This is a genomic window from Streptomyces hygroscopicus (genome assembly GCF_026168105.1).
Classification (GTDB): Bacteria; Actinomycetota; Actinomycetes; order Streptomycetales; family Streptomycetaceae; genus Streptomyces; species Streptomyces hygroscopicus_D.
On sequence record NZ_LBMW01000008.1, the window covers coordinates 185,896 to 210,346 of the forward strand.

Annotated in this window: 17 protein-coding genes and 2 pseudogenes; 12 read left to right on the forward strand and 7 right to left on the reverse strand. The window is 71.2% G+C overall.

Going from position 1 to position 24,451, the window contains the following annotated elements:
* Positions 1-4: 4 nt before the first annotated feature.
* The 3 genes and pseudogenes from AAW14_RS11520 to AAW14_RS11530 all read left to right on the forward strand — a co-directional run.
* Positions 5-1,336: a radical SAM protein gene (locus AAW14_RS11520; protein ID WP_265562782.1), complete on the forward strand. Its 1,332-nt coding sequence runs from the start codon at positions 5-7 to the stop codon at positions 1,334-1,336.
* Positions 1,337-1,579: 243 nt separating this feature from the next.
* Entirely contained in the window at positions 1,580-3,070 is a 1,491-nt protein-coding gene (locus tag AAW14_RS11525) for a cellulose binding domain-containing protein (RefSeq protein ID WP_265562785.1), read from the forward strand.
* 136 nt (positions 3,071-3,206) lie between these two features.
* A pseudogene (locus tag AAW14_RS11530) lies at positions 3,207-3,432 on the forward strand (GTPase RsgA); the annotation flags it as partial.
* Between the two features lie 20 nt (positions 3,433-3,452).
* On the opposite strand, the gene AAW14_RS11535 reads toward AAW14_RS11530, so the two are convergent.
* Positions 3,453-5,624, reverse strand: a complete 2,172-nt coding sequence (locus AAW14_RS11535; protein WP_265562787.1) for a SpoIIE family protein phosphatase — start codon at positions 5,622-5,624, stop codon at positions 3,453-3,455.
* Between the two features lie 657 nt (positions 5,625-6,281).
* Between AAW14_RS11535 and rsgA the strand changes: the two genes are divergently transcribed.
* Both rsgA and AAW14_RS11545 read left to right on the forward strand, forming a co-directional pair.
* On the forward strand, positions 6,282-7,400 hold the full coding sequence (gene rsgA / locus AAW14_RS11540; protein ID WP_265562789.1) for a ribosome small subunit-dependent GTPase A: 1,119 nt from the start codon (positions 6,282-6,284) through the stop codon (positions 7,398-7,400).
* A gap of 262 nt (positions 7,401-7,662) precedes the next feature.
* A complete protein-coding gene (locus tag AAW14_RS11545) occupies positions 7,663-8,895 on the forward strand; it encodes an SGNH/GDSL hydrolase family protein (protein ID WP_416223288.1) in 1,233 nt (410 codons plus the stop codon).
* A 128-nt stretch (positions 8,896-9,023) separates the two neighbouring features.
* On the opposite strand, the pseudogene AAW14_RS11550 reads toward AAW14_RS11545, so the two are convergent.
* Positions 9,024-9,122 (reverse strand): annotated as a pseudogene (locus AAW14_RS11550) (helix-turn-helix transcriptional regulator); the annotation flags it as partial.
* A 64-nt stretch (positions 9,123-9,186) separates the two neighbouring features.
* Between AAW14_RS11550 and AAW14_RS11555 the strand changes: the two are divergent.
* Positions 9,187-10,890, forward strand: a complete 1,704-nt coding sequence (locus AAW14_RS11555) for a protein phosphatase 2C domain-containing protein (protein WP_265562791.1) — start codon at positions 9,187-9,189, stop codon at positions 10,888-10,890.
* A 54-nt stretch (positions 10,891-10,944) separates the two neighbouring features.
* Entirely contained in the window at positions 10,945-12,687 is a 1,743-nt protein-coding gene (locus AAW14_RS11560; protein WP_265562793.1) for a pyruvate dehydrogenase, read from the forward strand.
* Positions 12,688-12,775: 88 nt separating this feature from the next.
* Here AAW14_RS11560 and AAW14_RS11565 read toward each other — a convergent pair whose 3' ends face one another.
* Positions 12,776-13,390: a hypothetical protein gene (locus AAW14_RS11565; RefSeq protein ID WP_265562795.1), complete on the reverse strand. Its 615-nt coding sequence runs from the start codon at positions 13,388-13,390 to the stop codon at positions 12,776-12,778.
* A 306-nt stretch (positions 13,391-13,696) separates the two neighbouring features.
* On the opposite strand from AAW14_RS11565, the gene AAW14_RS11570 reads away from it, so the two are divergent.
* Complete coding sequence (locus tag AAW14_RS11570; protein WP_322741059.1) at positions 13,697-14,149, forward strand: ATP-binding protein; 453 nt, start codon at positions 13,697-13,699, stop codon at positions 14,147-14,149.
* Positions 14,150-14,207: 58 nt separating this feature from the next.
* Here AAW14_RS11570 and AAW14_RS11575 read toward each other — a convergent pair whose 3' ends face one another.
* On the reverse strand, positions 14,208-15,248 hold the full coding sequence (locus tag AAW14_RS11575) for a DUF2637 domain-containing protein (RefSeq protein ID WP_265562799.1): 1,041 nt from the start codon (positions 15,246-15,248) through the stop codon (positions 14,208-14,210).
* 712 nt (positions 15,249-15,960) lie between these two features.
* Here AAW14_RS11575 and AAW14_RS11580 point away from each other — a divergent pair.
* The gene (locus AAW14_RS11580; RefSeq protein WP_416223289.1) at positions 15,961-16,824 is read left to right on the forward strand and encodes a GntR family transcriptional regulator; all 864 of its coding nucleotides are present in this window, start codon (positions 15,961-15,963) and stop codon (positions 16,822-16,824) included.
* Positions 16,825-16,891: 67 nt separating this feature from the next.
* On the opposite strand, the gene AAW14_RS11585 is transcribed toward AAW14_RS11580, so the two are convergent.
* From AAW14_RS11585 to AAW14_RS11595, 3 genes are all read right to left on the reverse strand, one after another.
* Positions 16,892-17,404, reverse strand: coding sequence for a DUF2231 domain-containing protein (locus AAW14_RS11585; RefSeq protein WP_265562801.1), 513 nt, complete (start codon positions 17,402-17,404; stop codon positions 16,892-16,894).
* 133 nt (positions 17,405-17,537) lie between these two features.
* Positions 17,538-18,326 (reverse strand): hypothetical protein, encoded by a 789-nt coding sequence (locus AAW14_RS11590; RefSeq protein WP_265562803.1) that lies wholly within the window; start codon positions 18,324-18,326, stop codon positions 17,538-17,540.
* A gap of 152 nt (positions 18,327-18,478) precedes the next feature.
* Entirely contained in the window at positions 18,479-20,170 is a 1,692-nt protein-coding gene (locus AAW14_RS11595) for a PucR family transcriptional regulator (protein ID WP_265562805.1), read from the reverse strand.
* 355 nt (positions 20,171-20,525) lie between these two features.
* Here AAW14_RS11595 and AAW14_RS11600 point away from each other — a divergent pair, with 355 nt between their 5' ends.
* Genes AAW14_RS11600 through AAW14_RS11610 form a run of 3 tightly spaced genes read left to right on the forward strand, consistent with a single transcriptional unit; the run spans position 20,526 to position 24,387 of the window.
* Positions 20,526-21,416 (forward strand): FAD binding domain-containing protein, encoded by an 891-nt coding sequence (locus AAW14_RS11600; RefSeq protein WP_265562807.1) that lies wholly within the window; start codon positions 20,526-20,528, stop codon positions 21,414-21,416.
* A complete protein-coding gene (locus AAW14_RS11605; protein ID WP_265562809.1) occupies positions 21,416-22,003 on the forward strand; it encodes a (2Fe-2S)-binding protein in 588 nt (195 codons plus the stop codon). The genes AAW14_RS11600 and AAW14_RS11605 overlap by 1 nt, the downstream gene beginning before the upstream one ends.
* A gap of 2 nt (positions 22,004-22,005) precedes the next feature.
* Positions 22,006-24,387: a xanthine dehydrogenase family protein molybdopterin-binding subunit gene (locus tag AAW14_RS11610; RefSeq protein WP_265562811.1), complete on the forward strand. Its 2,382-nt coding sequence runs from the start codon at positions 22,006-22,008 to the stop codon at positions 24,385-24,387.
* Positions 24,388-24,451: the final 64 nt, after the last annotated feature.

Consider the following 24,451-nt stretch of genomic DNA (forward strand, 5'->3'; position numbering starts at 1 on the left):
CGGGATGGGCAGCCGCACCGAACTGGTCGAGGAGCTGATGGGGCGATTCCCGCACGTACCGCGGGAAGCCGTCTTCAAGGAGGATCTCCTCCGCGGGGGTGTGGCCTTCGATGCGTCCGCGCTCAGTGACAACGAGAACGGCGAGGTCAAGCCGAAGTCGTACTTCATCTTCTCCTTCGACCACGGCACCCTGCCCCAGCTCGGCGAGGCGGCGCTGCGGCGCCCGCCGGAGGAGATCATCCTCACGGGCGGCCCGTACGACCTGCGGCGGACCGTCGTCTCCGTACGGGTCAATCCGTCCTCCCCGTACCGTGTGGCCGCCGACGAGGAGGGGCTGCTCGGGCTCTACCTGGACGGGCGGCGGATCGCGGACGTCGGGGTGCCGCCCATGCCCGAGTACTACCGGCACACCCTCTCCAACGGAAAGTCCGTGATGGAGGTGGCCCCGACCATCCAGTGGGGCTATCTGATCTATCTCACCGTCTTCCGGGTCTGCCAGTACTTCGGCGCCAAGGAGGAGTGCCAGTACTGCGACATCAATCACAACTGGCGCCAGCACAAGGCGGCAGGCCGGCCCTACACCGGGGTCAAGGACGTCGAGGAGGTCCTCGAGGCGCTGGAGATCATCGACCGGTACGACACCGCGAAGGCGTCCACCGCCTACACGCTCACCGGCGGCGCGATCACGTCCAGGGTGGCGGGGCGTGACGAGGCCGACTTCTACGGGCACTACGCCAAGGCCATCGAGGAGCGCTTCCCCGGCCGCTGGATCGGCAAGGTGGTCGCCCAGGCGCTGCCGAAGGACGACGTACAGCGGTTCAAGGACTACGGCGTGCAGATCTACCACCCCAACTACGAGGTGTGGGACCGGCGCCTGTTCGAACTGTACTGCCCCGGCAAGGAGCGCTACGTCGGCCGCGACGAGTGGCACCGGCGCATCCTCGACTCGGCGGACGTGTTCGGCGCGCGCAATGTGATTCCCAACTTCGTGGCGGGCGTCGAGATGGCCGAGCCCTTCGGCTTCACCACGGTCGACGACGCGATCGCCTCGACCACGGAGGGCCTGCGCTTCTTCATGTCGCACGGCATCACTCCCCGCTTCACCACCTGGTGCCCGGAGCCGACCACCCCGCTCGGCAAGGCCAACCCGCAGGGCGCGCCGCTGGAGTACCACATCCGTCTGCTCGAGGCCTACCGCGCCGCGATGGACGACTTCGGGCTCTCCTCGCCGCCCGGCTACGGCCCGCCCGGCCCCGGCCGCGCGGTGTTCTCGGTCAGCTCATTCATGGACAGCCTCCCGGCGCGGGAAGACACGGAGGAGCCGTTGCGCGCGTAACCGGGGGATCGGACCCGGCGCACGGTGACAGGAAAAATCGTGTCGCACTCGGTGAGTCGAAGCGGGGTCGCGATCCGTACAACTCCACGGAGCGGCAACCACTCGTAACAGCATGTGAAAACGCCGCTTGTCAGTTGTGCGGGAACCGTGAAAAGCTCTGGGCTGTCGTGAGACGACCCTCAACTGGCCTGTATTTCAGTTGGGTTGGCATTGCTTGCGGAAGCAGTTGATGCAGGAGCCCCCATGCCCGACCTGCCGACCCCCCAGGACGTCGCCGAGGCCGCTCTGTTCTCGGAGTGCTGGGACGCGGTCCTGTCGTACGCCGACCTGTGCGCCTCCGATGCGGCAGCCGGCAGGCAACTGGCCACCGAGGCCTTCACCCACGGCGTCCACGAGGCCCGTGCCGCCGAGGCCCAGGCGAAGGCCACCGGGCGCCGCACCCCGTGGCTGCCCCGGATTCCCCTGCTGCTGACGGCGGTCCGCACCACCGCCGCGGCCTGGGAGACCGAGGGCAAGGGGCACCGGCTCGACCCCGATCTGCGGCTGTGGCTCAACTCCGACAAGGCCGGGCGTTACACCGGACCGCCCCTGAGGCGGCCGCTGGCCCTGCGCGGGCTCAGGGACATGCAGGAGCCGGACGCGGCGCTGCTGTGGCTCGCGGAGGTGGAGTCGCTGCCGCTGACCGACGTGGCCCGCAGGCTGGGACTGGACCCCGCGGCCGCCGCGGAGGAACTCGCCCAGGTGCGGGCGCTGTTCCGGGACCGTTGCCAGCGCAACCGCCTCGACACGCCCATGGACGCGCGCTGCCGCAGCTACGCCCGGCTCCTCGACGCGGTCACCCGCTCGCCGGGCACCGGGACGCCGGAGGACCTCTCGCGGCACCTCGCCACCTGTGTGGAGTGCGCGGAGGCCGCGGCGTGCCTGCGGCTGTACGGCGGCGGGATGCCCGCCGCGCTGGCGAGCGGGGTGATCGGCTGGGGCGGGCTCGCGTATCTGGAGCGGCGGCGCCGCGCCGCGGAGGCCGGGCTGACCGGCGGGCGCGCCGACGCGGGCACGGACCGGGGCATCGCCGTCGGCACCTCGGCACGGCCCAGGATCGGCCGCACCGGGATCCTCGTCGCGGCCGTGATCGTGTCCGTGCTCGCGCTGACGGTCTCGCTGATGCAGCTCGGCGACTCCGGCGGAGCCACGACGGCGGGCGGCGACTCGGCAGACCGACGGCCGGTCGCCGCTCCGGCACCCCCCTCGACACACCTCGAGCCGCCCTCGGGCAAGGGCACGACCGGTGCGTCCTCGACCTCGCGCCCGGCCGGCTCGGGCGCCGGAACGAAGAAGGGGGACTCCGACGCCGAACCGCAGGGCACGTCGACAAGCCCGGTGGCGGACTCGCCCGCGCAGCCCGCCGAGGCCTCACCGACGACCTGCCGGGTGAAGTACCACATCGTCGACGAGTGGCCGGAGGGCTTCCAGGCCACGGTCACGGTCACCTCGGCCAGGGCGCTCGAGGACTGGCGCATCGACTGGACCTTCAAGGACGGCCAGCGCATCACGCAGATGTGGGACGGCACCTACACCCAGGACGGCGCCGAGGTCACCGCGAAGGCCACCGCCTACAACAAGCAGGTCCCCGCGAACGGCACCTTCGCGATCGGCTTCATCGCCTCGTGGCACGGCGGCAACTCGGCACCCGGCGAGTTCACGGTGAACGGGGTTGGCTGCTCGACGGATGGCTGAGCCCGGGCACCTCTGTCGCCTCCGGCTGATCTTTCCCGTCTTCTTCGCGCCTGCGAGTGCGCGCGGCCGGGGTCACCCCCGTGAAGGGCTCCCCTTGAATCTTTCTTCTCTTTTTCGGCTTCGTCGCACCCTCTGGAAGCAGGGTCTCCTGCCCGGTCGTCTCGTACGTGTCGACCGTGGCCAGTGCGATGTCGTCACACCGGTCGGCATCGTCCGGGAAGCCGTCGACCGCGAAGGCAGCGACCGCGGTAGGTGCTGAGGCTACTGCCCGCCGTACGGCGTTAGTCCGGTCGACCTCGTCCAAGCGTTCCGACGGCCGGGTGTCGGCCACCAACGTCGATCATGTCGTTGTCTGTGTATCGCCCTGGACGCCGGCGGACTGTCAGGCGGCGGTGACAACCAGTACGGCCTGGTCGTCGAGGGTGGCATTGCCTGCGAACGTGGTGACCGCGGCGGTGACGGACTCGACGACGGCGGCGGCGGTGGGCGTGGTGGTCCGGACGGCGACAAGCGCGTCGGCCAAGCGGTCCTCGCCGAAGAACTCACCGTCGGCCGAACGAGCCTCGGTGATGCCGTCGGTGACCAGGACCAGGCTGTCGCCACGGTGCAGTTCGATGCCGGACGGGCAGAAGCCGGGGTCGGGATCGATACCCAACAGCAGCCCCGGTTCGGCGAGTTCCACGACCGTGCCGTCGGCGCGGCGCACGAGCGGCGGGACGTGGCCTGCTCGGATCAGATTCAGCGCGAGGTGGGACGCGGTGTGCCACAGCTCGCCGTAGGCGAGCGAAACGAACTGGTCGTCATCGGCGGTGCTCCCCGTCAACGCGTCGTTGATGGCGGAGACCACCGCCGCCGGGTCGTTCAGGAGGCGGGCGGCGGCGCGTGCGGTGTGGCGGACGATTCCGGTGGTGGTGGCGGCCAGCGCGCCGCGCCCGGACACATCGCCGATCATGAGCGCCCAGCGGTCGTCGGGCAGCGGGAAGATGTCGTAGAAGTCGCCGCCGACATCGAGTCCTTCGCCTGCCGGATGGTACGAGGCCGCCAAGGTGGCGCCGTGAATTCTGGGCAACTCGGGAGGCAGCAGGCCTGCCTGCAGATCGCGGGCCAGCCGGGCGCGGTCGCTGAACTGGTGGGCGTTGTCGGCACTCGATGCAGCCCGGCGGGCGAGCTCCTGCGCCAGGGCGATCGTGCGGCCGTCCAGGGGGAGGCCGGTGGCCAGGAGAGTCAGCACACCGAAGGCGTGACCCCGGGTGGCCAGTGGCACGCACACGTAACCCGTGACGCCGAGCTGCGCGCAGCGGCCGTCGGTGCGGACGGTCTCGGTGGTGCCGGAAGCCAGCACGCGGGCAACCGCGGCGTCCACCTCGTCACGCAGTGCGCGGGAAGAGAGGAGCACTTCCCCGTCCCGGGTAGACGCGGCGATGGCGATGCGCTGCGCCTGGCCGCGCTCGACCACGTGGACGGAACACAGCGGCGCCAGAGCCGGAACGGTCAGGCGCGCCATGCGCTGCAGGCTGTCGGCATAGTGTGTCTCGCGCGCGATGGCGGTGCTGGCTTCCAGCAGGAAGGCCAGATCCTCATGGGCGGCCCTCTCGCGCTCCTGGGCGGCGTGGCTCGCCTCCACCGCGGAATGGCGTTCGACGGCCAGCGCGGCAATGCGGGTGAACGCCGCGCTGAGCGCCATGTCCTTGTCCGTGGGAGCTTTGGGGGTGCGGTGGTACATCGCGAAGGTGCCCAGCAGCCGGCCGTCCGCGTCCTGGATCGGGGTGGACCAGCACGCCGCGACCCCGGCCCGCGACGCCAGTTCGCGGTAGTCCTGCCACAGGGGATCGGTGGCGATGTCGGTGACGATCACCGGCCGGCGCCGGTAGGCGGCCGTGCCGCATGAGCCGACGCCCTCGGCGATGGGCACCCCGTCGATCGCCTCGTTGTAGAACTCGGGCAGGCGCGGGGCGGTGCCGTGCCGCAGGCGCTGTCCGTCGGCGTCGACGAGCAGTACCGAGACGATCACATCCGGGGAGAGCGCCTCGATCGCCGTGGCCATGCCGAAAAGGATCTCCTCCAGCGGGGCGTCGCGTGCGATCTGCTCCAGCAGCACGCGTTGCTCGGCGGCCAGGAGATGCGCGTGGTGATACGCGGTGGTCTCGACCGCGATCACCACGACCCCGTCTATCCGGCCGACCGCGTCCCGGCGGGGCTCGTAGGTGAAGTCGAAGAACCCCTCCCGCTGCCTGCCCGGGCCGCCCAGCAGGAGCCGCCCGTCTCGGGACCGGTACGCGACGCCGGTGCGGTACACCTCATCGAGACGGTCGAGGACGCCCTGCGGAGCCAGTTCCGGAACCACCTTTGTGATCGGCTCGCCGACGCGGCCGCGGTCGCACCCGACGGTCTCGAAGAACGCCGAGTTCGCCGCCTCCAGCAGGTGCCTGGGGCCAGCGAGCGCAGCGAAGATCACCGGGGCTTGGGCAAACAGGTCCGCGTAGTCCTCGCTCCGCCGGTGGACGGTGAGGGAGTGAGCCGTGGCCGACCTGTGAGGTTCGAAATATGTGGACATGACAGGCACCCTCTCCTGCCTAGCTCCTCCACTCTGACACATCTTTTCGCTGTCTCCAGGCCTACCGGGTGCCGAGCGCGTCATCCACTGCCATGAATGTCTCCGGCAGCCGCGCATCGAGCTGGTGATCAGCAAGAACGTGCCCTCGAGTCGTCCCCGATCACCCTGGCCCACGGCGACACCGTCTCTACGGAGCGGCACGTCGAGACCGCCGTCCGGGTGTCCGATGGCGGTCTCTGCCCCTGCCCCGTGAGGAGGTGCGCTCCTTGGTGACGAGTGTTGAACATGCTCACCGGCATCAGGACGATCACCTCCCCTCCCCGAGGTCCGCCGCGACATCCCAGACCAGCCGGTGCCGGCTGGTGGCGCGTCGCCGCCTGACAGCGCGCTGATCACTGTCACAGGTGTGAGCTGGCGGGAAATTCGGTGGTGGGTCGAGAGGCCGTGCTTCTAGGGTGGATCTGCTTCTCGCGGTGGCTTGGCCGCCGCTGCCGTCTGCCGAGTGAGGAACAGGAGGTGTGACCGATGACCGTCCTTGCGGCGAGCGCTGCCCTCATCCAGGAATTCATCACATCCACCTCCGTGGCCACCGGCTGACACCTCATCCGAAGGCGCGCACGGCGCGCCCGCCGGGGCCACCCTTGTGAAGGGTCTCCCTTGACTTCCACCTCCGCGTACTCTGCTTTCTCCGCGCTCGTCCCCTACGGCTGGGACGACGCATGGGCGGACTCGTTCGCCCCGTACGACGCCGAAGGACTGGTCGCCGGGCGGGTCGTCCGGGTCGACCGCGGCCAGTGCGACGTGATCACCGCCGACGGGGTTCTGCGCGCCGACACCGCCTTCGTCACCCCGCACGACCCCCTGCGTGTCGTGTGCACCGGCGACTGGGTCGCCGTCGAACCCGCGGGCAGTCCCCGCTATGTACGGACGTATCTGCCGCGCCGTACCGCCTTCGTGCGATCCACCTCCTCCAAGCGGTCCGAGGGGCAGATCCTCGCCGCCAACGTAGACCACGCGGTCGTCGCCGCCTCGCTCGCCGCGGAGCTCGATCTCGGCCGTATCGAACGCTTCCTTGCGCTGGCCTGGGAGTCCGGGGCGCAGCCGGTCGTCGTGCTCACCAAGGCCGACCTGGTGCCGGATCCGGTGACGGTCGCCCATCTCGTCCAGGACGTGGAGACGGTGGCGCCCGGGGTGCCGGTGCTGCCGGTCAGTTCGCAGCGCGGAGAGGGACTCGACGTCCTCGCCGCGGTTGTCTCCGGCGGTACGTCCGTGCTGCTCGGGCAGTCCGGCGCGGGGAAGTCCACCCTCGCGAACGCGCTGATCGGCGAGGACGTCATGGCCGTGCAGGCCACGCGGGACATGGACGGCAAGGGCCGGCACACCACCACCACCCGCAATCTGCTCGCCCTGCCGGGCGGTGGGGTCCTCATCGACACCCCCGGGCTGCGTGGGGTGGGGCTCTGGGACGCCCAGAGCGGTGTGGGCCAGGTGTTCTCCGAGATCGAGGAACTGGCCGCGCGGTGCCGTTTCCACGACTGCGCGCACGTCGCGGAGCCGGGGTGTGCGGTGATCGGGGCGCTCGAGTCCGGGGAGCTGACCGAGCGGCGGCTGGACAGCCATCGCAAGCTGGTCAGGGAGAACCAATGGATCGTCGCCAAGACGGATGCGCGCGTGCGCGCGGAGCTGCGGCGCGAGTGGAAGCGGAAGGGGGCGGAGGGCAGGGCGGCGATGGAGGCGAAGCGCGGGCTGCGACGACAGGACCGGCAGGAGCGGTAGGAACGGCAGGACCGGCAGGCACACGGCCCCGCAGGACCGGCAGGCACACGGCCCCGCAGGTCATGTCCGGTTTCCGCCGGTCCCGTGTCCGGGAATGGCGGAAACCGGACGGACGAGGACGACCGCATGGTCCCTGAGGCCGGTATCGGGTCGTTCGGCCGAGCGTGTGACGGGGCGTTAGGAAGTCGGCGTGTCCCGGGAAGACATCGAGCGCTTCCCGGCCCCGCGCCCGGGGCGACCGGCGAGGAAAGGGCGAGTCCGTATGAGCCACCTGCCCCGCACGAGAAGAGCCCGGCGCCGCTGCCTAGCCGTCCTGGCGCTCACCGTCATGTCGACCGCGGCCACCTTCCCCGGCGCGGCCGCCCGGCCCGAGACGGCCCCGCACTGGACCGGCACCTGGGAGGCCGCGCCCTCCGGTACGGCGCCCGCCCTGCCCGGTGCCTCGATCCGCAACGTCGTGCACACCAGTGTCGGCGGCACCGCGGCCCGTATCCGCGTCTCCAACCGTCTCGGTACCGCGCCGCTCCAACTCGACACCGTCACCGTCGCGTTGCAGCTTCCGGGGACGCCTGCGGGGCCCGGCGCCGTGCCGGGCTCCCTGCGCATCGCCACCTTCTCCGGCGCGACCTCCGTGACCGTCCCGGTCGGCCAGGACCGCGTCACCGACCCCGTCCGCCTCCGCGTCCCGGCCGACGCCAACCTCCTCGTCACCGTGCACACCCCCACCGGCTCCGGCCCGGCGACGTACCACCGCACCGCGCTGCAGACCAACTACCTTGCCAGGCACGGAAACCGGGCCGCCGACACCAGCGGAGCCGCGTACACGACCACGGTCTCCCACTGGTACTACGTGACCGGCATCGACGTCCTGCGTCCCAGTGCGGAGGGCAGCGTCGTCGCGCTCGGCGACTCCCTCACCGACGGCACCGGATCCTCGTTCGGTGCCAACCGGCGCTGGCCCGACCTCCTTTCGGAGCGTCTGCGCGCGCTGCCCGCCGACCGTCGGCCCGGCATCCTGAACGCCGGGATCTCCGGCAACCGCCTCCTCCTCGACGGTGTCGGCCCGAGCGCCCTGGCCCGTCTCGACGCCGACGTCCTCACCCGAGCCGGAGTACGCGCGGCGATCGTCCTGGAGGGCGTCAACGACCTCAAGGGCGCTCCACCCCAGACCGACCCGGCCGCCTTCGTGCGCGCATACCGCCGGATCGTGGCCCGCGCCCACGCCCACGGCGTCCACGTCATCGGCGCCACCCTCACCCCGTTCGGGGATAACCGGGACTGGACGCCGGCCCGCGAGGGACTGCGGCACGAGGTGAACGCGCTCATCCGCAGCGGGCTCTTCGACGGGGTCGCCGACTTCGACGCCGCCGTCCGCGACCCGCACCGCCCCGACCGTATCCGGCCGGCATACGACCCCGGCGATCACCTCCACTTCAACGACGCGGGCATGAAGGCGCTCGCGGACGCGATCGACCTGGAGACGCTCGACGGGTGACCGCTGACGGGTGACGGGTGACGGGTGCCAGTTGACGGGTGATGGCTGACGGATGACGGATGACGGGTGCCAGTTGACGGGTGCGGCCGTGAGGGCGCCGGTCAGTTCCGCGCCACCCACCCCCGCTCCTAGGCGTGCCAGTCGAGTTGCAGCCGGGTCGTCACCCCGGTCGCCCCCACCAGACCCTTCACCCGGCGCTGTACCTTCCTCAGGCCCAGGTCCGGTTGTCAACTCGCCGCAATTTCCGGATGCCCCGTTTTCATACGCCCCGAGAGGTGGACAATTGGGGGCATGAGTCAGCAGGGGGAGAAGCCGACCGGTCACGAGGACGACTGGTGGGGGCAGTTGTACGACGACTCGACCGGCGACACGGGACCGGCTCCCGCGGCCGACACCCTCGACGACCGCTTCGCCTCCGCATCGGGGACGGTGGGCCGGGGGAGCGCGGGGGACGCGCCGCTCGAGGCGCCGCCGCTCGTGCCGGAGCAACGCGGAGCGGGGCCGTACCCGGATCCCGCGCCGCCGGGGAGCGGAGCTGCCCCTGCAGGGTCTTCCGTCGAGGGGGCTGCCACCGGGTCCGCCGACCGGCGGCCGGGGGATCCACCCCGGGGACCCGCGCCCTGGGAACCTCCGTCCGTCCGGCCGTCGGGGCCCGTGACCTTCCCTCCCGCACCGACGCCCCCGGGCTTCCGTGCGGATGCGCCGACCACCGAGCTCCGGTCCGCCCGCCCTCCGGCCGATCTGCCGCGGCTCCCGGACCGCCCCCCGGCGGACGTGGCTCCCTCGACGAACCGCCCCCCGGCCGGCCCGCCCGCGCCTGCGCCGGGCGACGCGCCTCCGCCGCCCCCCGTCCCTCCGTACGAGACCACCCCGCAGGGTCCCGTCTCCCACGTCCCGGCTCCGCCCGGCGAAGCGCCTGCGGCCACCGAAGCCGGAGCCGCCGTGCCGGTCGCCGGAACATCGCAGGCCGTGCGGGTCGCCGATGCCGCGGACGTCGCGTCGCCCCGGCTCAGCGTCCCCCGCGGCCCGGCTCCGGTCGACCACGTGGGCTCCGGGCCGCCCACCTATCACGCCGAGCCGACCGCCCTCCCGCTCGCCGATCCGGAGGACCTCGACGACCTGGTTCCCGACACCGTGCTGGACGGGGCGCGCTACGGGGCCTGCACCCTGCGCGCGGTCTCCGCGCGCGGGGACTCGGGCCGCTACCGGGGCGAGCCGCGGCGGGACGCCCTGCTCACCGCCCGCTTCGGCACCGGCGACCAGGCGCTCCTCCTCGTCGCCATGGCGACCGGCGCACGGGCCACGCCCGGCGCGCACCGGGCCGCCGCAGAGGCGTGTCACTGGATCGGACGGTCCGTCGGGCGCAGTCATGTCCGCCTCGGCGAGGACATCCGGGCCGCCCGGCGCGGCGACCTCAAATCGGGTCTCCAGCGGCTCACCGACCGCAGTCTGGGCAAGCTCCGCGCCAGCGCCGCCGGGCAGGGGGTCGAGCCCGAGGAGTACACCGCGACCCTCCGCTGTCTGCTGCTGCCGGCCGATCCCGCCTGCCGTACGCGCGTCTTCTTCGGGGTCGGCGGGGGCGGTCTCTTCCGGCTGCGGGACGGCGAGTGGCAGGACATCGAGCCGCGAGCCGCCGAGACGGCCGGCGAGGCGGTGGTCGGTTTCGGCGCACTGCCGTCCGAGACCCCCGAGGGCGACCGGCTCACCATGGACCTGGGGATCACGACGCCGCCGAGCCCCTACGAACCGGCCCCGGAACCGCCCCGCGACCCCTTCCGGTTCCGCGCCTCCATCGCCCGCCCGGGTGACACGCTTCTGCTGTGCTCCAGCGGCCTCGCCGACCCGCTGCGCGACGAGCCGCAGCTCGCCGAACACCTGACGGCCCGCTGGTCGGAGGCCGAACCGCCGGGTCTGGCGGCCTTCCTCGCGGACACCCTCGTGAGGGTGAAGGGCTACGCCGACGACCGTACGGCGGCCGCTGTTTGGGAGGCGTGATCGCGGTCCCTGTGGATTGATGGATGCAGGCAGACCGAAGGGGTGCATGGATCCATGGCCAAGCAGAACGTCGCCGATCGGTTCGTCGACATCCTCGCCCGCGCAGGGGTCAAACGCCTGTACGGGGTGGTCGGCGACAGCCTCAACCCGATCGTGGACGCCGTCCGCCGCAACTCCGCCATCGACTGGGTGCATGTGCGCCACGAGGAGACCGCCGCCTTCGCGGCGGGCGCCGAGGCCCAGATATCCGGCAAGCTCACCGCGTGCGCCGGCTCCTGCGGCCCCGGCAACCTGCACCTCATCAACGGCCTGTATGACGCCCACCGCTCCATGGCCCCGGTGCTGGCCCTCGCCTCGCACATCCCCTCGAGCGAGATCGGCCTCGGCTATTTCCAGGAGACCCACCCGGACCGGCTGTTCCAGGAGTGCTCCCACTACAGCGAGCTGATATCCAACCCGAAGCAGATGCCCCGCCTGCTGCAGACGGCGATCCAGAACGCGATCGGCCGAAGCGGCGTGAGCGTGGTCTCGCTCCCCGGAGACATCGCCGACCAGCCCGCCCCCGACCAGCCCGCCCAGACCGCCCTGGTCACCTCCCGGCCCACCGTCCGTCCGGGGGACGCCGAGATCGACAAGCTCGTGGCGATGATCGACGAGGCGGAGAAGGTCACCCTGTTCTGCGGCAGCGGCACGGCGGGCGCGCACACCGAGGTCATGGAGCTGGCGGGGAAGATCAAATCTCCGGTGGGACACGCCTTGCGGGGCAAGGAGTGGATCCAGTACGACAACCCGTACGACGTCGGCATGAGCGGTCTGCTCGGCTACGGCGCCGCGTACGAGGCCACGCACGAGTGCGATCTGCTGATCCTCCTGGGCACCGACTTCCCGTACAACGCCTTCCTCCCCGACGATGTGAGGATCGCTCAGGTGGACATACGGCCGGAGAACCTCGGCCGCCGCTCCAAACTGGATCTCGCGGTGTGGGGCGATGTGAAGGAGACCCTGCGCTGTCTGACCCCGCGGGTGAGGCCCAAGGACAACCGACGTTTCCTCGACAGAATGCTGAAGAAGCACGCCGACGCGCTGGAAGGCGTGGTGAAGGCGTACACGCGCAGGGTCGAGAAGCACATTCCCATCCACCCCGAGTACGTGGCGTCGCTCCTCGACGAGATCGCCGACGAGAACGCGGTCTTCACGGTCGACACCGGGATGTGCAATGTGTGGGCCGCCCGCTACATATCGCCCAACGGCCGCCGCCGTGTCATCGGCTCGTTCTCCCACGGCTCGATGGCGAACGCGCTGCCGATGGCGATCGGCGCGCAGTTCACCGACCGGAAGCGGCAGGTCGTGTCGATGTCGGGGGACGGCGGCTTCTCGATGCTGATGGGCGACTTCCTGACCCTTGTGCAGTACGACCTGCCGGTGAAGGTGGTCCTGTTCAACAACTCCTCCCTCAGCATGGTGGAGCTCGAGATGATGGTCGCCGGACTGCCGTCCTACGGCACGGCCAACAAGAACCCCGACTTCGCCGCCGTGGCGCGCGCGTGCGGTGCGTACGGCATCCGGGTGGAGAAGCCCAAACAACTCGCGGGCGCACTGAAGGACGCCTTCCGGCATCCGGGTCCCGCCCTGGTCGACGTCGTCACCGACCCGCACGCCCTGTCCATCCCGCCCAAGATCAGCGCGGAGATGGTGACGGGTTTCGCGCTCTCCGCCTCGAAGATGGTGCTGGACGGAGGGGTCGGCCGCATGCTGCAGCTGGCCCGGTCCAACCTGCGCAACGTGCCCCGGCCTTAGCGCGGAGGCCGCCAAGACCGGAACCCCGGCCCGATTCCGGCGGGCCGGGGTTCTCGCTCTTCTCCAAGTGACACGCCGAGTGTCCGTGTCACTTCCCTTCGCCGCGGTCGCCGAACTCGCCGAACTCGCCGCGCTCGCCGAACTCGCCGCGCTCGCCGAACTCGCCGAACCGGAAGAACTCGTGGTTACGCACCACGCGGATGCTGGCCACGACGCCGTGCTTGACCTTCACACCGCCCTTGACGTGGCGGGGGAAGAGCCCGTTGCTCGAGCTCCACGGGCCGACGGTGGCGAGGGGAGCCCCGTTGTCGCAGGTGGCACCGTTGAAGACCTCGACAGTCTCGTGGCTGTCGTTGCGGACGTTGACGCTGTTGGAGCCGAGGCCGCTGACGATCGTGATGCAGCCGTCCGGAACGGCGGGGAAGTCCCGCTCGTTGACGTGGATCCGGCCGATGAAGCGGTGGTGACGGAAGTGGTGGTGCTCCTCCTCACGACCCTCGTTGCCCTTGCCCCCATTGTTGTTGTTGCCGTTGCCGCCCATGGGGGCGGCGGCCGGGGCGCCGGCCGCCGGGGCGACAGCGGCCGGCGAGACCGCGGCAGCCTGGACCGGCTCGGAGGCGGCCGAGGCGTAGGTGATGCCGGTGGCCACCAGGGCCGCGGCAGCCGCGAGCCCGGCGGTAACAGCGGTGGAACGCGTTGCCATATCAGTTCTCCTGTCTGAGAGACGTCGGCTGTGAGCCGATGCGAGATTGAACGTACATATCATCCCAATATGTGTCATGCCGGACATGCCGAAAATATGACGATCAATCCGATTGGCGTAATGGTGGTGCTCTGACGTCCCGTCATCCCGGCCGAAGTCGACTCCGCGTTCGGTTGTTGGCGATTCGACATGACTGGCGCCTCCCCTACGGGGCATGGATCCCACTGAACGTGTTGGAGCAGGAGGGGAATCCGCATCCACATACGGGCGGGGGTCATGAAGAGGCGAGCACGAGGGGGCGGTCCCGTGGTCATCGGGGCCTCCTCGGCGAAGAAGGCGGAGGAAACGACCAACGGTACGACGGTCCTGCCGGGGGGCCCGCAGCTCAGGCGCAGGCTGGGAAGGGCGGACCTCCGGGCGGTGCCCGAGGCACGCAGGGCGCTGCGGGAACTCCTGAGGCACTGGGGGAAGCCGGGACGATCCGAGATAGCCGAACTACTCACCAGCGAACTGGTCACCAACGCGCTCGTCCACACCGATCACGACGCGGTGCTGACGGCCACGGTGTCATCGAGCGGACTTCGCGTGGAAGTAAGGGACTTCGTGGGGCGCAGGCCGAGGCTGCGGGTGCCGGACACGGATGACGGAACGCACGGCAGGGGGCTGGTCCTCGTGCAGTCCCTCGCGGACGCGTGGGGCGTACGGACTCACGGTGTCGGTAAGGCCGTGTGGTTCGAACTGGCAGCGGAAGCCGCCTGACGCACGGGAAGGGGGCGCGGCATCGTGCCGAGCCCCCTTCCCGGAATGGTGTCCGGTCTCAGCCGAACTGCTGTTCAAGATCCTTGAGCTTGCGCTCCAGGGAGTCGAGCCGGGGCAGGGCCATCGTGTCGTCCTCCGCGGTGAGGTCCACCGTGATCGGGTCGGCGGAGGAGGTACGGACGGGCTGGAGCGAGGGGCGGCTGCGTACGGGCAGTTCCGCCGCTGGTATGGCAGGCTCCGAGGAGACCGGGGCGGACGCCCGCTCCACGGTCTGCACCTCGACCTGGCGTCCGCCGTTGCCGCCGGTCAGTGAGCGGTGGCCGCGGCTGATCGCCCTGAGCTGCGCGCGCTCGACCCGGTGCTGCTCGCGCCGGCGCGCCTTGTTCTGCTCCTTCTGACGCCGGTCCTCGCGGACCTCCTCGACGGCCTCGTCCAGACTGCGCACGCCCTCGAGCAGCATCAGCGACCAGGCTCGGTACGTCTCACGCGGCGCACGGAGCCAGCGGACGACCCGGATCTGCGGCAGCGGCCGTGGCACCAGACCCTGCTCGCGCAGCGCGGCGCGGCGGGTCTGCTTGAGCGCGCGGTCGAAGAGGACCGCGGCCGACAGCGACATGCCCGCGAAGAAGTGCGGCGCCCCGGCGTGCCCCAGACCCCGAGGGGCGTGCACCCAGTTGAACCAGGCGGCGGCGGCCGCGAACGTCCACACCAGGATCCGGGAGCCGAGTGCGGCGTCGCCGTGGCTGGCCTCGCGTACCGCGAGCACGGAGCAGAACATGGCCGCGCCGTCGAGCCCGAACGGGACCAGGTACTGCCATCCGCCGGTGAGGTTCAGGTTCTGCTCGCCGAAGCCGACCAGGCCGTGGAAGGAGAGCGCCGCGGCCACGGCCGCACAGCAGAAGAGGAGCACATAGGAGGCCGTGCCGTAGAGGGCCTCCTTGCGCCTGCGGCGTTCCTCGCTGCGCTCCCACGAGTCGTCGGTACTCGTGCTCTCCCTGGACCGCTTGCCACGCGCGAGCACCGCCACCGCCGCCAGCATGCCCAGGAGGAGTACGGCGCCCGGAAGCAGCCAGTTCAGCGATATGTCGGTCAGTCTCATCTGGGGTCCCTTGCATTGGGATAGGGCGTAACGCCCGCCATAGTGGCCCAATCCCACCGGCCCTCAGGGGGTTTCGGGGCAAGAGGCCGCCAAGGAAGTGCAAGGGGATGCCCAGGGCAGCGTTCTGCTCGAACTGTCGCTTGAGGGGCGGGAGTTGAGTTCGAATAAGACTACCCGTACGGATGGTGCCGCGGAAAGTTCCCGCGACGGGAGGGGAAGTTGTGAAGCGCCCGTGATCCGTACGGTGGCTTGTTCGGAGTGGATCTTAGGGGTGTGCGGTGCCGAGCCGGTTTGGGGTCCGGCCGATGAGACCTCAACCGGCCGCGGCAGCCGCGGGCTTGGCGCTACGGTCGGCGTCGCGGGTGTACATCGCGGGTGTACATGGCGGGTGAGCGTCGCAGGTGCGGGGCGGTGGCGCGGACGTGCCGGCGGCGGCGCAGGTGTCCGCGGACGGGGTGGTGCTGTGGGCCTGGGCGGCGCTGTGCGGCTGGGCGGCGTAGAGGACGGCCCCGCCTTTCGTGAGCCGGGCGGCGGGAGCCCGTCCGCGCCCTCGGCCCGCCGGTCAAGGGTTCTCGATAGGCAAGGCTTGCCTATTCAAGGTGATCGGTGTGTGAACCGGAGCGTAAGGTGCCTAAGGTACTTTACGAGCGGTAACAACCGCCATGAACGACACGCGTAGTGCCCAGCACCGCCAGGACCGGAGGAGGAGCCCGTGGAGCAGGCCCGTTCCCGCCGCGCGGAGGGCTACGTCGATACGGAGGCCGCGGACGTCCGAGCAGCGGCCGCCGATGTGCCGCCGCAGAGCCGGCCGGGCGACGAGACGCGCGAACGCGGCTCCGCCACGGTGTCCACGCGCGGTGAGCACACCCACTGCGAGCAGCCGATCCCGCGGTCGCGCCCGGAGGTGGGGCCGCTCGACGGGGAGGCCTGGCCCACGGAGGGCGGGCGTCCCGTCGTCCAGCGGGCCTCCGTCCGCCGCCAGATCCTCGACGCCCTGCGCACCGCCCTGGTCGCGGGGGAGCTGGCCCCCGGTGAGGTCTACTCCGCGCCCGTGCTCGGCGAGCGCTTCGGGGTGTCCGCGACACCCGTACGCGAGGCGATGCAACAGCTCGCCCTCGAGGGCGCGGTCGAGGTCGTACCCAACCGGGGCTTCCGCGTCGTCGTGCGCGGCGCCCGCGAACTGGCCGAACTCGCCGAGATCCGGGCGCTGCTCGAGGTTCCGGTGATGCTGCGGCTCGCCCGTACGGTGCCCGCGGACCGCTGGGGGCAGCTGCGTCCGCTGGCCGACGCCACCGTCCGGGCCGCGTCCTTGGGGTGCCGGGCGACGTACGCGGAGTCCGACCGCGCCTTCCACCGCGCGGTGCTCGGCCTCGCCGGCAACGAGCAACTGGTGCGGATCGCCGAGGACCTGCACCGCCGAGCCCAGTGGCCGCTGGTCGGCGGCCCCGTCACACGCGGCCGCGCCGACCTGGTCGCCGACGCGGCCGAACACACGGCCCTGCTGGACGCGCTGATCGCACAGGACCTCGCGGTCGTGCAGTCGCTCGTCCGGGAACACTTCGCGGGGGCGGCCTGACGGCTCACGCCGTAGAGCGTCCTCCCCCGCCGAGGACACCTCCCCGGACGCCGTGATCGGGCGGGCGTCAGCCCCCCTGGCCCGTGGTCTTCTGGGAGAAGGCGTCGTGCCAGGCGGCCTTCGCGCCGGAGTCGCCGATGCGGTACACGTCCACGACGGCGCCGGCCGCCACCACAACGGACAGCACCGCCGCCGCGATCCGGACGACCATGCCGCCGCGCGTTCGGGGCGCGGCCGAGGAGTCGCCCCCCGGCGCGGGTGCCCGACGGGTCGTCCACCAGACGACCGCCGCCAGTACGAACAGGCCGGCGGCCCATGGCAGCAGCCCGTCACCGAGTTCGGCGTGCCGGCGTACCAGCGCATCGCTGCCGACGTGCCGTTCCAGCCACTCGCCGGCCTGGGTCGTCAGGGGCACGGTCACCAGCGTGACGAACGCCAGTACCGGCAGGATCGCACCCAGCCTTCGCGCGGCACTCGGCCAGAGGGCACCGGCCACGAGCGCCAGCGCGGTCAGGGGGACCAGTACGACGACGAAGTGGACGAACAGCACGTGTGCGGGCAAGCCGTTGACGAGGCTCATCGGGTGCTCCTCCAGGAGGCGACCAGGGTGCGGGCGGCACGATCGTGACCGTGTCGCCGATCGGCGCGCCAGCCTGGCACAGCAATCTCTCAGCTTCCTCTGAAGAAGGATCCGGGCAAACCATGACTAAGTGCTACGAAGCGGCCTGCCCCGGCGCCGACTGGACCGCCGTCAGCTGTCGTGCCAGCCAGGTCGGCACACAGCCCAGGAGGCGGAACAGCCGGCCCGCCTCGGCCCGCAGCCGGGAGGCATCCGGCTCGGGTTCCGTGTCCGCGAGCGAGGCCAGCGCCGGAGCCGTACCGACCAGGTAGCCCAGCTCCTCCCGGATCCGCAGCGACTCGGCGAAGCCGTGCCGTGCCTCCGCGACCTCGCCCTCACGCAGCGCCAGTCCGGCGAGGTGGCGCCACGTGCAGGAGAGCAGCAGCGCGTCACCGTGCGCGGAGGCGCCCGCGTGGGCACGCCGGTAGGCGGCGAGGGCCGCCTGCGGGGAACCGGCGAGGTTCTCGGCGATGAGTCCGCGCCGGAAGTCCAGCAGCGCCCGGCCGGCGACGCCCGGCGGGATCAGCGCGGCCGCCCGGCCCAGCGCGGCGCGCGCCTCGTCCGCCCGGTCCCGCACGCCGTGCAGCGTGGACGCGTACGCCAGCTGCCCCCGCTCGCAGGCCGCCGCGCCCCGCTCCTCGTCGCTGTGGGCCTGTGCCTCGGCCGTGCGCAGCGCGTCCTCGGCCTCCTCCCACCCGTGCTCCGTGTACAGACACCGCTCGACGAGCAGTGAGGCCCGCTGGAGTGAGGCCTTGGCCGTCCCCGGCCGCAGGAGGGCTGCCGCGTCGGCCCAGCACGCGCGTGAGCGCAGCCGCCATACCGCGGTCTGGAGTGGATCGTCACCTGCGGTCGTTCCGTTACCAGACATGGCGGTATGCGCCACGTTGCCCTCCCCGAGCACGCCATCGAGCTGTTGAGTGGTGGCGGCATTCCAGCACCAATCGCGGTGCCGGGCCAAGAGGGTGGGTGAAGGATTTCACAAAGTCGTGGGACACCGACGCCGCATGGGACCGTCATGCCCTCAGCGCCGTGACCTCAACTCATGCGCAGCGCAAGGAAGAAGTCGAGCTTGTCCTCGAGCCGTGAGAGGTCACGACTCGTCAACTGCTCGATACGCCCGACGCGGTAGCGCAGCGTGTTGACGTGCAGGTGCAACCGGGTGGCGCAGCGCGTCCAGGAGCCGTCGCAGTCGAGGAACGCCTCCAGAGTCGGGATCAGCTCGGCACGGTGCCTGCGGTCGTAGTCGCGCAGCGGGTCGAGCAGCCGGGCCGTGAAGGCGCGGCGCACGTCGTCCGGGACGAACGGGAGCAGCAGCACGTGCGAGGCCAGCTCCTGGTGGCCCGCCGCACAGACTCTGCCCGGGCGGGCGGCGGCCACGCGGCGGGCGTGCCGAGCCTCCTCCAGGGCGCCGCGCAGCCCCTCGGCCGAGTGCACCGCGGCGCTGACGCCGAGCGTGAGGCGGCCGTCGCCGTCGAGTCCGGCGGACAGCGGGTCCCGTACGGCTTCCAGGAGCGCGTCGGCGACGATGCCGGACTCGGAGCCGTCGTGCTCCGAGGTGACGGCGGGCAGCGGGACGAGTGCGATCGCCTCGTCACCCGTGTGGGCAACCGCTATGCGGTCCGAGTGCTCCGGACCGGTGGAGAGCGGGTCGACGAGGATCTCCTCCAGGAGCGACTGGGCAACCGGCCCGCCCTCGATGTCTCCGTCCTCCCACTCGACCCGGGCCACGACCACCTGCCAGTGCGGGGCCGATCCGAGGCCGGGCAGCAGCACGGGTGCGGCGACCCGCAGCCGGGCCGCGATCTCGGCGGGCGCGGCCCCTGTCTGCACCAGCTCCAGGATCTCCTGCGCGAGCCGCCGCCGCACGGTGCGCGCCGCGTCCCTGCGGTCCCGCTCCACCGCGATCAGCTGGGTGACGCCCTGGAGCAGGTCGAGCCGCTCCTCGGGCCAGTCCCCGGCGTCCGCCTCGACGGCGAGCAGCCAGTCGGACAGCACCGTCTCCCGCACGTCCCGCGAGGCGCCGCCCGTACGGCCTCCCCCGGCTTCCGCCGGGCGGTGCCCCCAGCTCCGGACCGGGAACAGCGAGTACGTGGTAGTGCCGACCGTCACCCGGTGAGGCCCGCGGCGGCCTGTGCGCGCCGCCGCCAGCTGCCCGGCGGCCAGAGTGGCGCACACGTCCGCCGACAGGCCCGGTGCGGGGCCCGCGATGGGCCGGCCGGCGGGGGAGAGGACCCAGGCACGCAGGTCCAGATCGGAGCCGAGCAGATCCAGGACGACGTCCGGGCCGCCGCCCGCCGGGCCCGAGGTCATCATGCGCCGGTGCCGGTCCACGACGGCGGCCAGGTCCCCGGCCCGCTCGCCGGAGACCTGCCGCACGACATGCTCGGTGATCGTGGCGAACGCCACCGACTCGTGGACGGCGAAGAGCGGCAGGCGGTGCCGGGCGCAGGCCACGATCAGATCGTCCGGGACATCGCCCAGCTCGGCCTCGCCCGCGGCGAGCGCGGCGACGCCCGCACCTGAGAGAATACGGACGAATGGCTCGGAGTCGGCGGCGTCGTGCCGCCACGCGAGGCCCGTGAGGACGAGCTCGCCGCCGGAGAGATAGCGGCTGGGGTCCTTGAGGTCCGTGGTCATCACACCTCGGACCGTGCGGTCCAGCTCGTCCTCCCCGCCGAGCAGCCGCAGCCCCAGCGCGTCGGTGTTCAGCAGTGCGCGCAGCCGCATGTCTCGTCGCCGCCGTTCTTGTCCAGAAATCTACGTTCGGTCAGGGTGAGGGCCCGGCGGGCGGTCCCCGGTCTCCGAGGGCCTGGGCCTTCGGAAGCCGAGCCCGCGATGTCCCCTGGTCATGCGCTGTGTTTCCAGAGGAAACCGGTGAGGTTCCTGATGGCCTCTGTTCATATGAATCTACAAGATGGGCGCCGTGGCCAGCCAACTCCTTCATGGTTTCGGTGACTGACCGTGGCAAAGGACAGGACGGTGTACTGAGTCCACTCCGCGTGAACAGCACATGAACGAGCCAGGCCCGCCGCACCAGAACTGGCTTGATCCGTACGACACGAGACGAAGAAGAGAGCCGGTCATGGACTTCCTTCGCCCCGCAAGCTGGGAGGAGGCGCTCGCCGCCAAGGCAGAGCACCCCACCGCCGTGCCGATTGCGGGTGGCACCGATGTGATGGTCGAGATCAACTTCGACCACCGGCGGCCCGAGTACCTGATGGACCTCGGCCGCATCGGCGAGCTCTACGAGTGGGAGGTCGGCGAGGACGGCGTGCGGCTCGGGGCCTCGGTCCCTTACACGAAGATCATGGAGAATCTGCGGAGCGAGCTGCCGGGCCTGGCTCTCGCCTCCCACACGGTCGCCTCTCCGCAGATCCGCAACCGCGGAGGCGTCGGCGGCAATCTCGGCACCGCCTCCCCGGCCGGCGACGCCCACCCCGCCCTCCTGGCGGCCGGCGCCGAGGTCGAGGCCCAGTCCGTGCGCGGCTCGCGCCGCATACCGATCGACGAGTTCTACACGGGTGTCAAGCGCAACGCCCTCGCCCCCGACGAGCTGATCAGGGCCGTCCACATCAAGAAGGCCGACGGCCCGCAGCAGTACTCGAAGGTCGGCACCCGCAACGCGATGGTGATCGCCGTGTGCGCCTTCGGCCTCGCCCTGCACCCCGAGACCCGCACGGTCCGCACGGGCATCGGCTCCGCCGCGCCGACCCCCGTCCGGGCCAGGGCCGCCGAGGAGTTCCTGAACGCGGCGCTCGAAGAGGGCGGCTTCTGGGACAACGGAAAGATCATCACCCCGTCCGTCGCCAAGCAGTTCGCGGACCTTTGCTCCGCCGCCTGCAACCCCATCGACGACGTCCGGGGCACCGCGAGCTACCGCCGCCACGCGGTCGGCGTCATGGCCCGCCGGACGCTCACCTGGACCTGGGAGTCGTACCGCGGCACCCGCCACGCCTCGGAGGGAGCTGCGTAATGCGCGTCAACTTCACCGTCAACGGACGCCCGCAGGAAGCCGACGACGTCTGGGAGGGCGAGTCCCTGCTGTACGTCCTGCGCGAGCGCCTCGGCCTGCCCGGTTCCAAGAACGCCTGCGAACAAGGCGAATGCGGCTCCTGCACGGTCCGCCTGGACGGTGTGCCGGTGTGCTCCTGCCTGGTCGCGGCCGGGCAGGTGGAGGGCCGCGAGGTCGTCACCGTGGAGGGCCTGGCGGACTACGCCCGGCAGCGCTCCTGCGGCACGGGCGCATGCGGCACCTCGCCGGACGAGGCCCGGCGCTGGCAGGCCAAGGGCACCGACTCCGGGACCGGCCAGAGCGGTGCCTTCCCGCATGCGACGCTCTCCCCGATCCAGCAGGCGTTCATCGACGCCGGCGCGGTCCAGTGCGGCTTCTGCACCCCGGGTCTGCTGGTCGCCGCCGACGAGATGCTGGAGCGCAACCCGAACCCGACCGACGCGGACATCCGCGAGGCGCTGTCGGGCAATCTGTGCCGCTGCACCGGCTACGAGAAGATCATGGACGCGGTCCGCCTGGCGGCCGCCCGGCAGTCCGAGGGGGTCTGACCATGGGGACGAACGGTGCTCCGACCAAGATCACCCAGGGCTCGCAGACCAAGGGCGGCATCGGTGAGTCCACGCTCCGCCCGGACGGCACCCTCAAAGTCACCGGCGAGTTCGCGTACTCGTCCGACATGTGGCACGAGGACATGCTCTGGGGCCAGATCCTCCGCTCCACGGTCGCGCACGCCGAGATCGTGTCCATCGACACCTCCGAGGCTCTCGCCACGCCGGGCGTCTACGCCGTCATGACGTACGACGACCTGCCGACCGATGTGAAGAACTACGGCCTGGAGATCCAGGACACGCCGGTCCTCGCGCACGGCAAGGTGCGCCACCACGGCGAGCCGGTCGCGATCGTCGCCGCCGACCACCCGGAGACCGCACGCCGCGCCGCCGCCAAGATCAAGGTGGAGTACCGGGAACTCCCGGTCATCACCGACGAGGCGTCGGCGACCGCCCCGGACGCGGTCCTCGTCCACGAGGACCGCACGGACCACCACATCGGCCATGTCCCGCACCCCAATGTCGTCCACCGCCAGCCGATCGTCCGCGGCGACGTGACCGAGGCCGCCAAGAAGGCCGACGTGATCGTCAGGGGCGAGTACTGCTTCGGCATGCAGGACCAGGCCTTCCTCGGCCCGGAGTCCGGTCTCGCGGTCCCCTCGGAGGACGGCGGCGTCGAGCTCTACGTCGCCACCCAGTGGCTCCACTCCGACCTGCGGCAGATTGCGCCCGTCCTCGGCCTGCCGCCGGAGAAGGTGCGGATGACGCTGGCCGGCGTCGGCGGCGCGTTCGGCGGCCGCGAGGACCTGTCCATGCAGATCCACGCCTGCCTGCTGGCGCTGCGCACCGGCAAGCCGGTCAAGATCGTCTACAACCGCTTCGAGTCCTTCTTCGGTCACGTCCACCGCCACCCCGCGAAGCTGTACTACGAGCACGGCGCCACTCGCGACGGGAAGCTGACCCATGTGAAGTGCCGTATCGTCCTGGACGGCGGTGCGTACGCCTCGGCCTCCCCGGCCGTCGTCGGCAACGCCTCCTCGCTCGGCATCGGCCCGTACGTCGTGGACGACGTCGACATCGAGGCCATCGCCCTCTACACCAACAACCCGCCCTGCGGCGCGATGCGCGGCTTCGGCGCGGTCCAGGCCTGCTTCGCCTACGAGGCGCAGATGGACAAGGTGGCGAAGGAACTCGGCATGGATCCCGTGGAGTTCCGGCAGCTCAACGCCATGGAGCAGGGCACGATCATGCCGACCGGACAGCCGGTCGACTCCCCGGCCCCGGTCGCCGAACTCCTGCGCCGCGTCAAGGCGATGCCCATGCCGCCGGAGCGCCAGTGGGAGAGCTCCGAGGGCGCGGACGTACGGCAGCTGCCGGGCGGTCTGTCCAACACCACACACGGCGAAGGCGTCGTACGGGGCGTGGGCTACGCCGTCGGCATCAAGAACGTCGGCTTCTCCGAGGGCTTCGACGACTACTCCACCGCCAAGGTGCGCATGGAGGTCATCGCGGGCGAGCCCGTCGCCACCGTGCACACTGCCATGGCCGAGGTCGGCCAGGGCGGTGTCACCGTCCACGCGCAGATAGCCCGCACCGAGCTGGGCGTCACGCAGGTGACGATCCACCCGGCGGACACCCAGGTGGGCAGCGCCGGTTCCACGTCGGCCTCGCGGCAGACGTACGTCACCGGCGGCGCCGTGAAGAACGCGTGCGAGCTGGTGCGCGAGAAGGTCCTGGAGACGGGACGCCGCAAGTTCGGCTCGTACCACCCCGCCTGGGCCACGGCCGAGCTGCTCCTGGAGGGGGGCAAGGTCGTCACCGACGCCGGAGAGGTGCTCGCCGACCTGGTCGACGTGCTCGGTGAGGAGGCGGTCGAGGTCGAAGAGGAGTGGCGGCACCGGCCGACCGAACCCTTCGACCTGCGGACCGGCCAGGGAAACGGCCATGTCCAGTACTCCTTCGCCGCGCACCGCGCCGTCGTCGAGGTCGACACCGAGCTCGGCCTGGTCAAGGTCATCGAACTGGCCTGCGCCCAGGACGTCGGCAAGGCCCTCAACCCGCTGTCCGTCCTCGGCCAGATACAGGGCGGTACGACGCAGGGCCTCGGCATCGCTGTCATGGAGGAGATCGTCGTCGACCCGAAGACGGCAAAGGTGAAGAACCCCTCCTTCACCGACTATCTGATCCCCACCATCCTCGACACGCCGACCATCCCGGTCGATGTGCTCGAACTCGCCGACGAGCACGCCCCGTACGGGCTGCGCGGCATCGGCGAGGCCCCCACCCTGTCCTCGACTCCGGCCGTACTCGCGGCGATCCGCAACGCGACCGGCCTGGAGCTGAACAGGACACCGGTACGGCCCGAACACCTCACGGGCACGTGACCCCTCAGGGGTCGAGCAGATGAGTTCTTCCGGGGGACTCCGTCCCCTGGACCCCGGTTGTTCG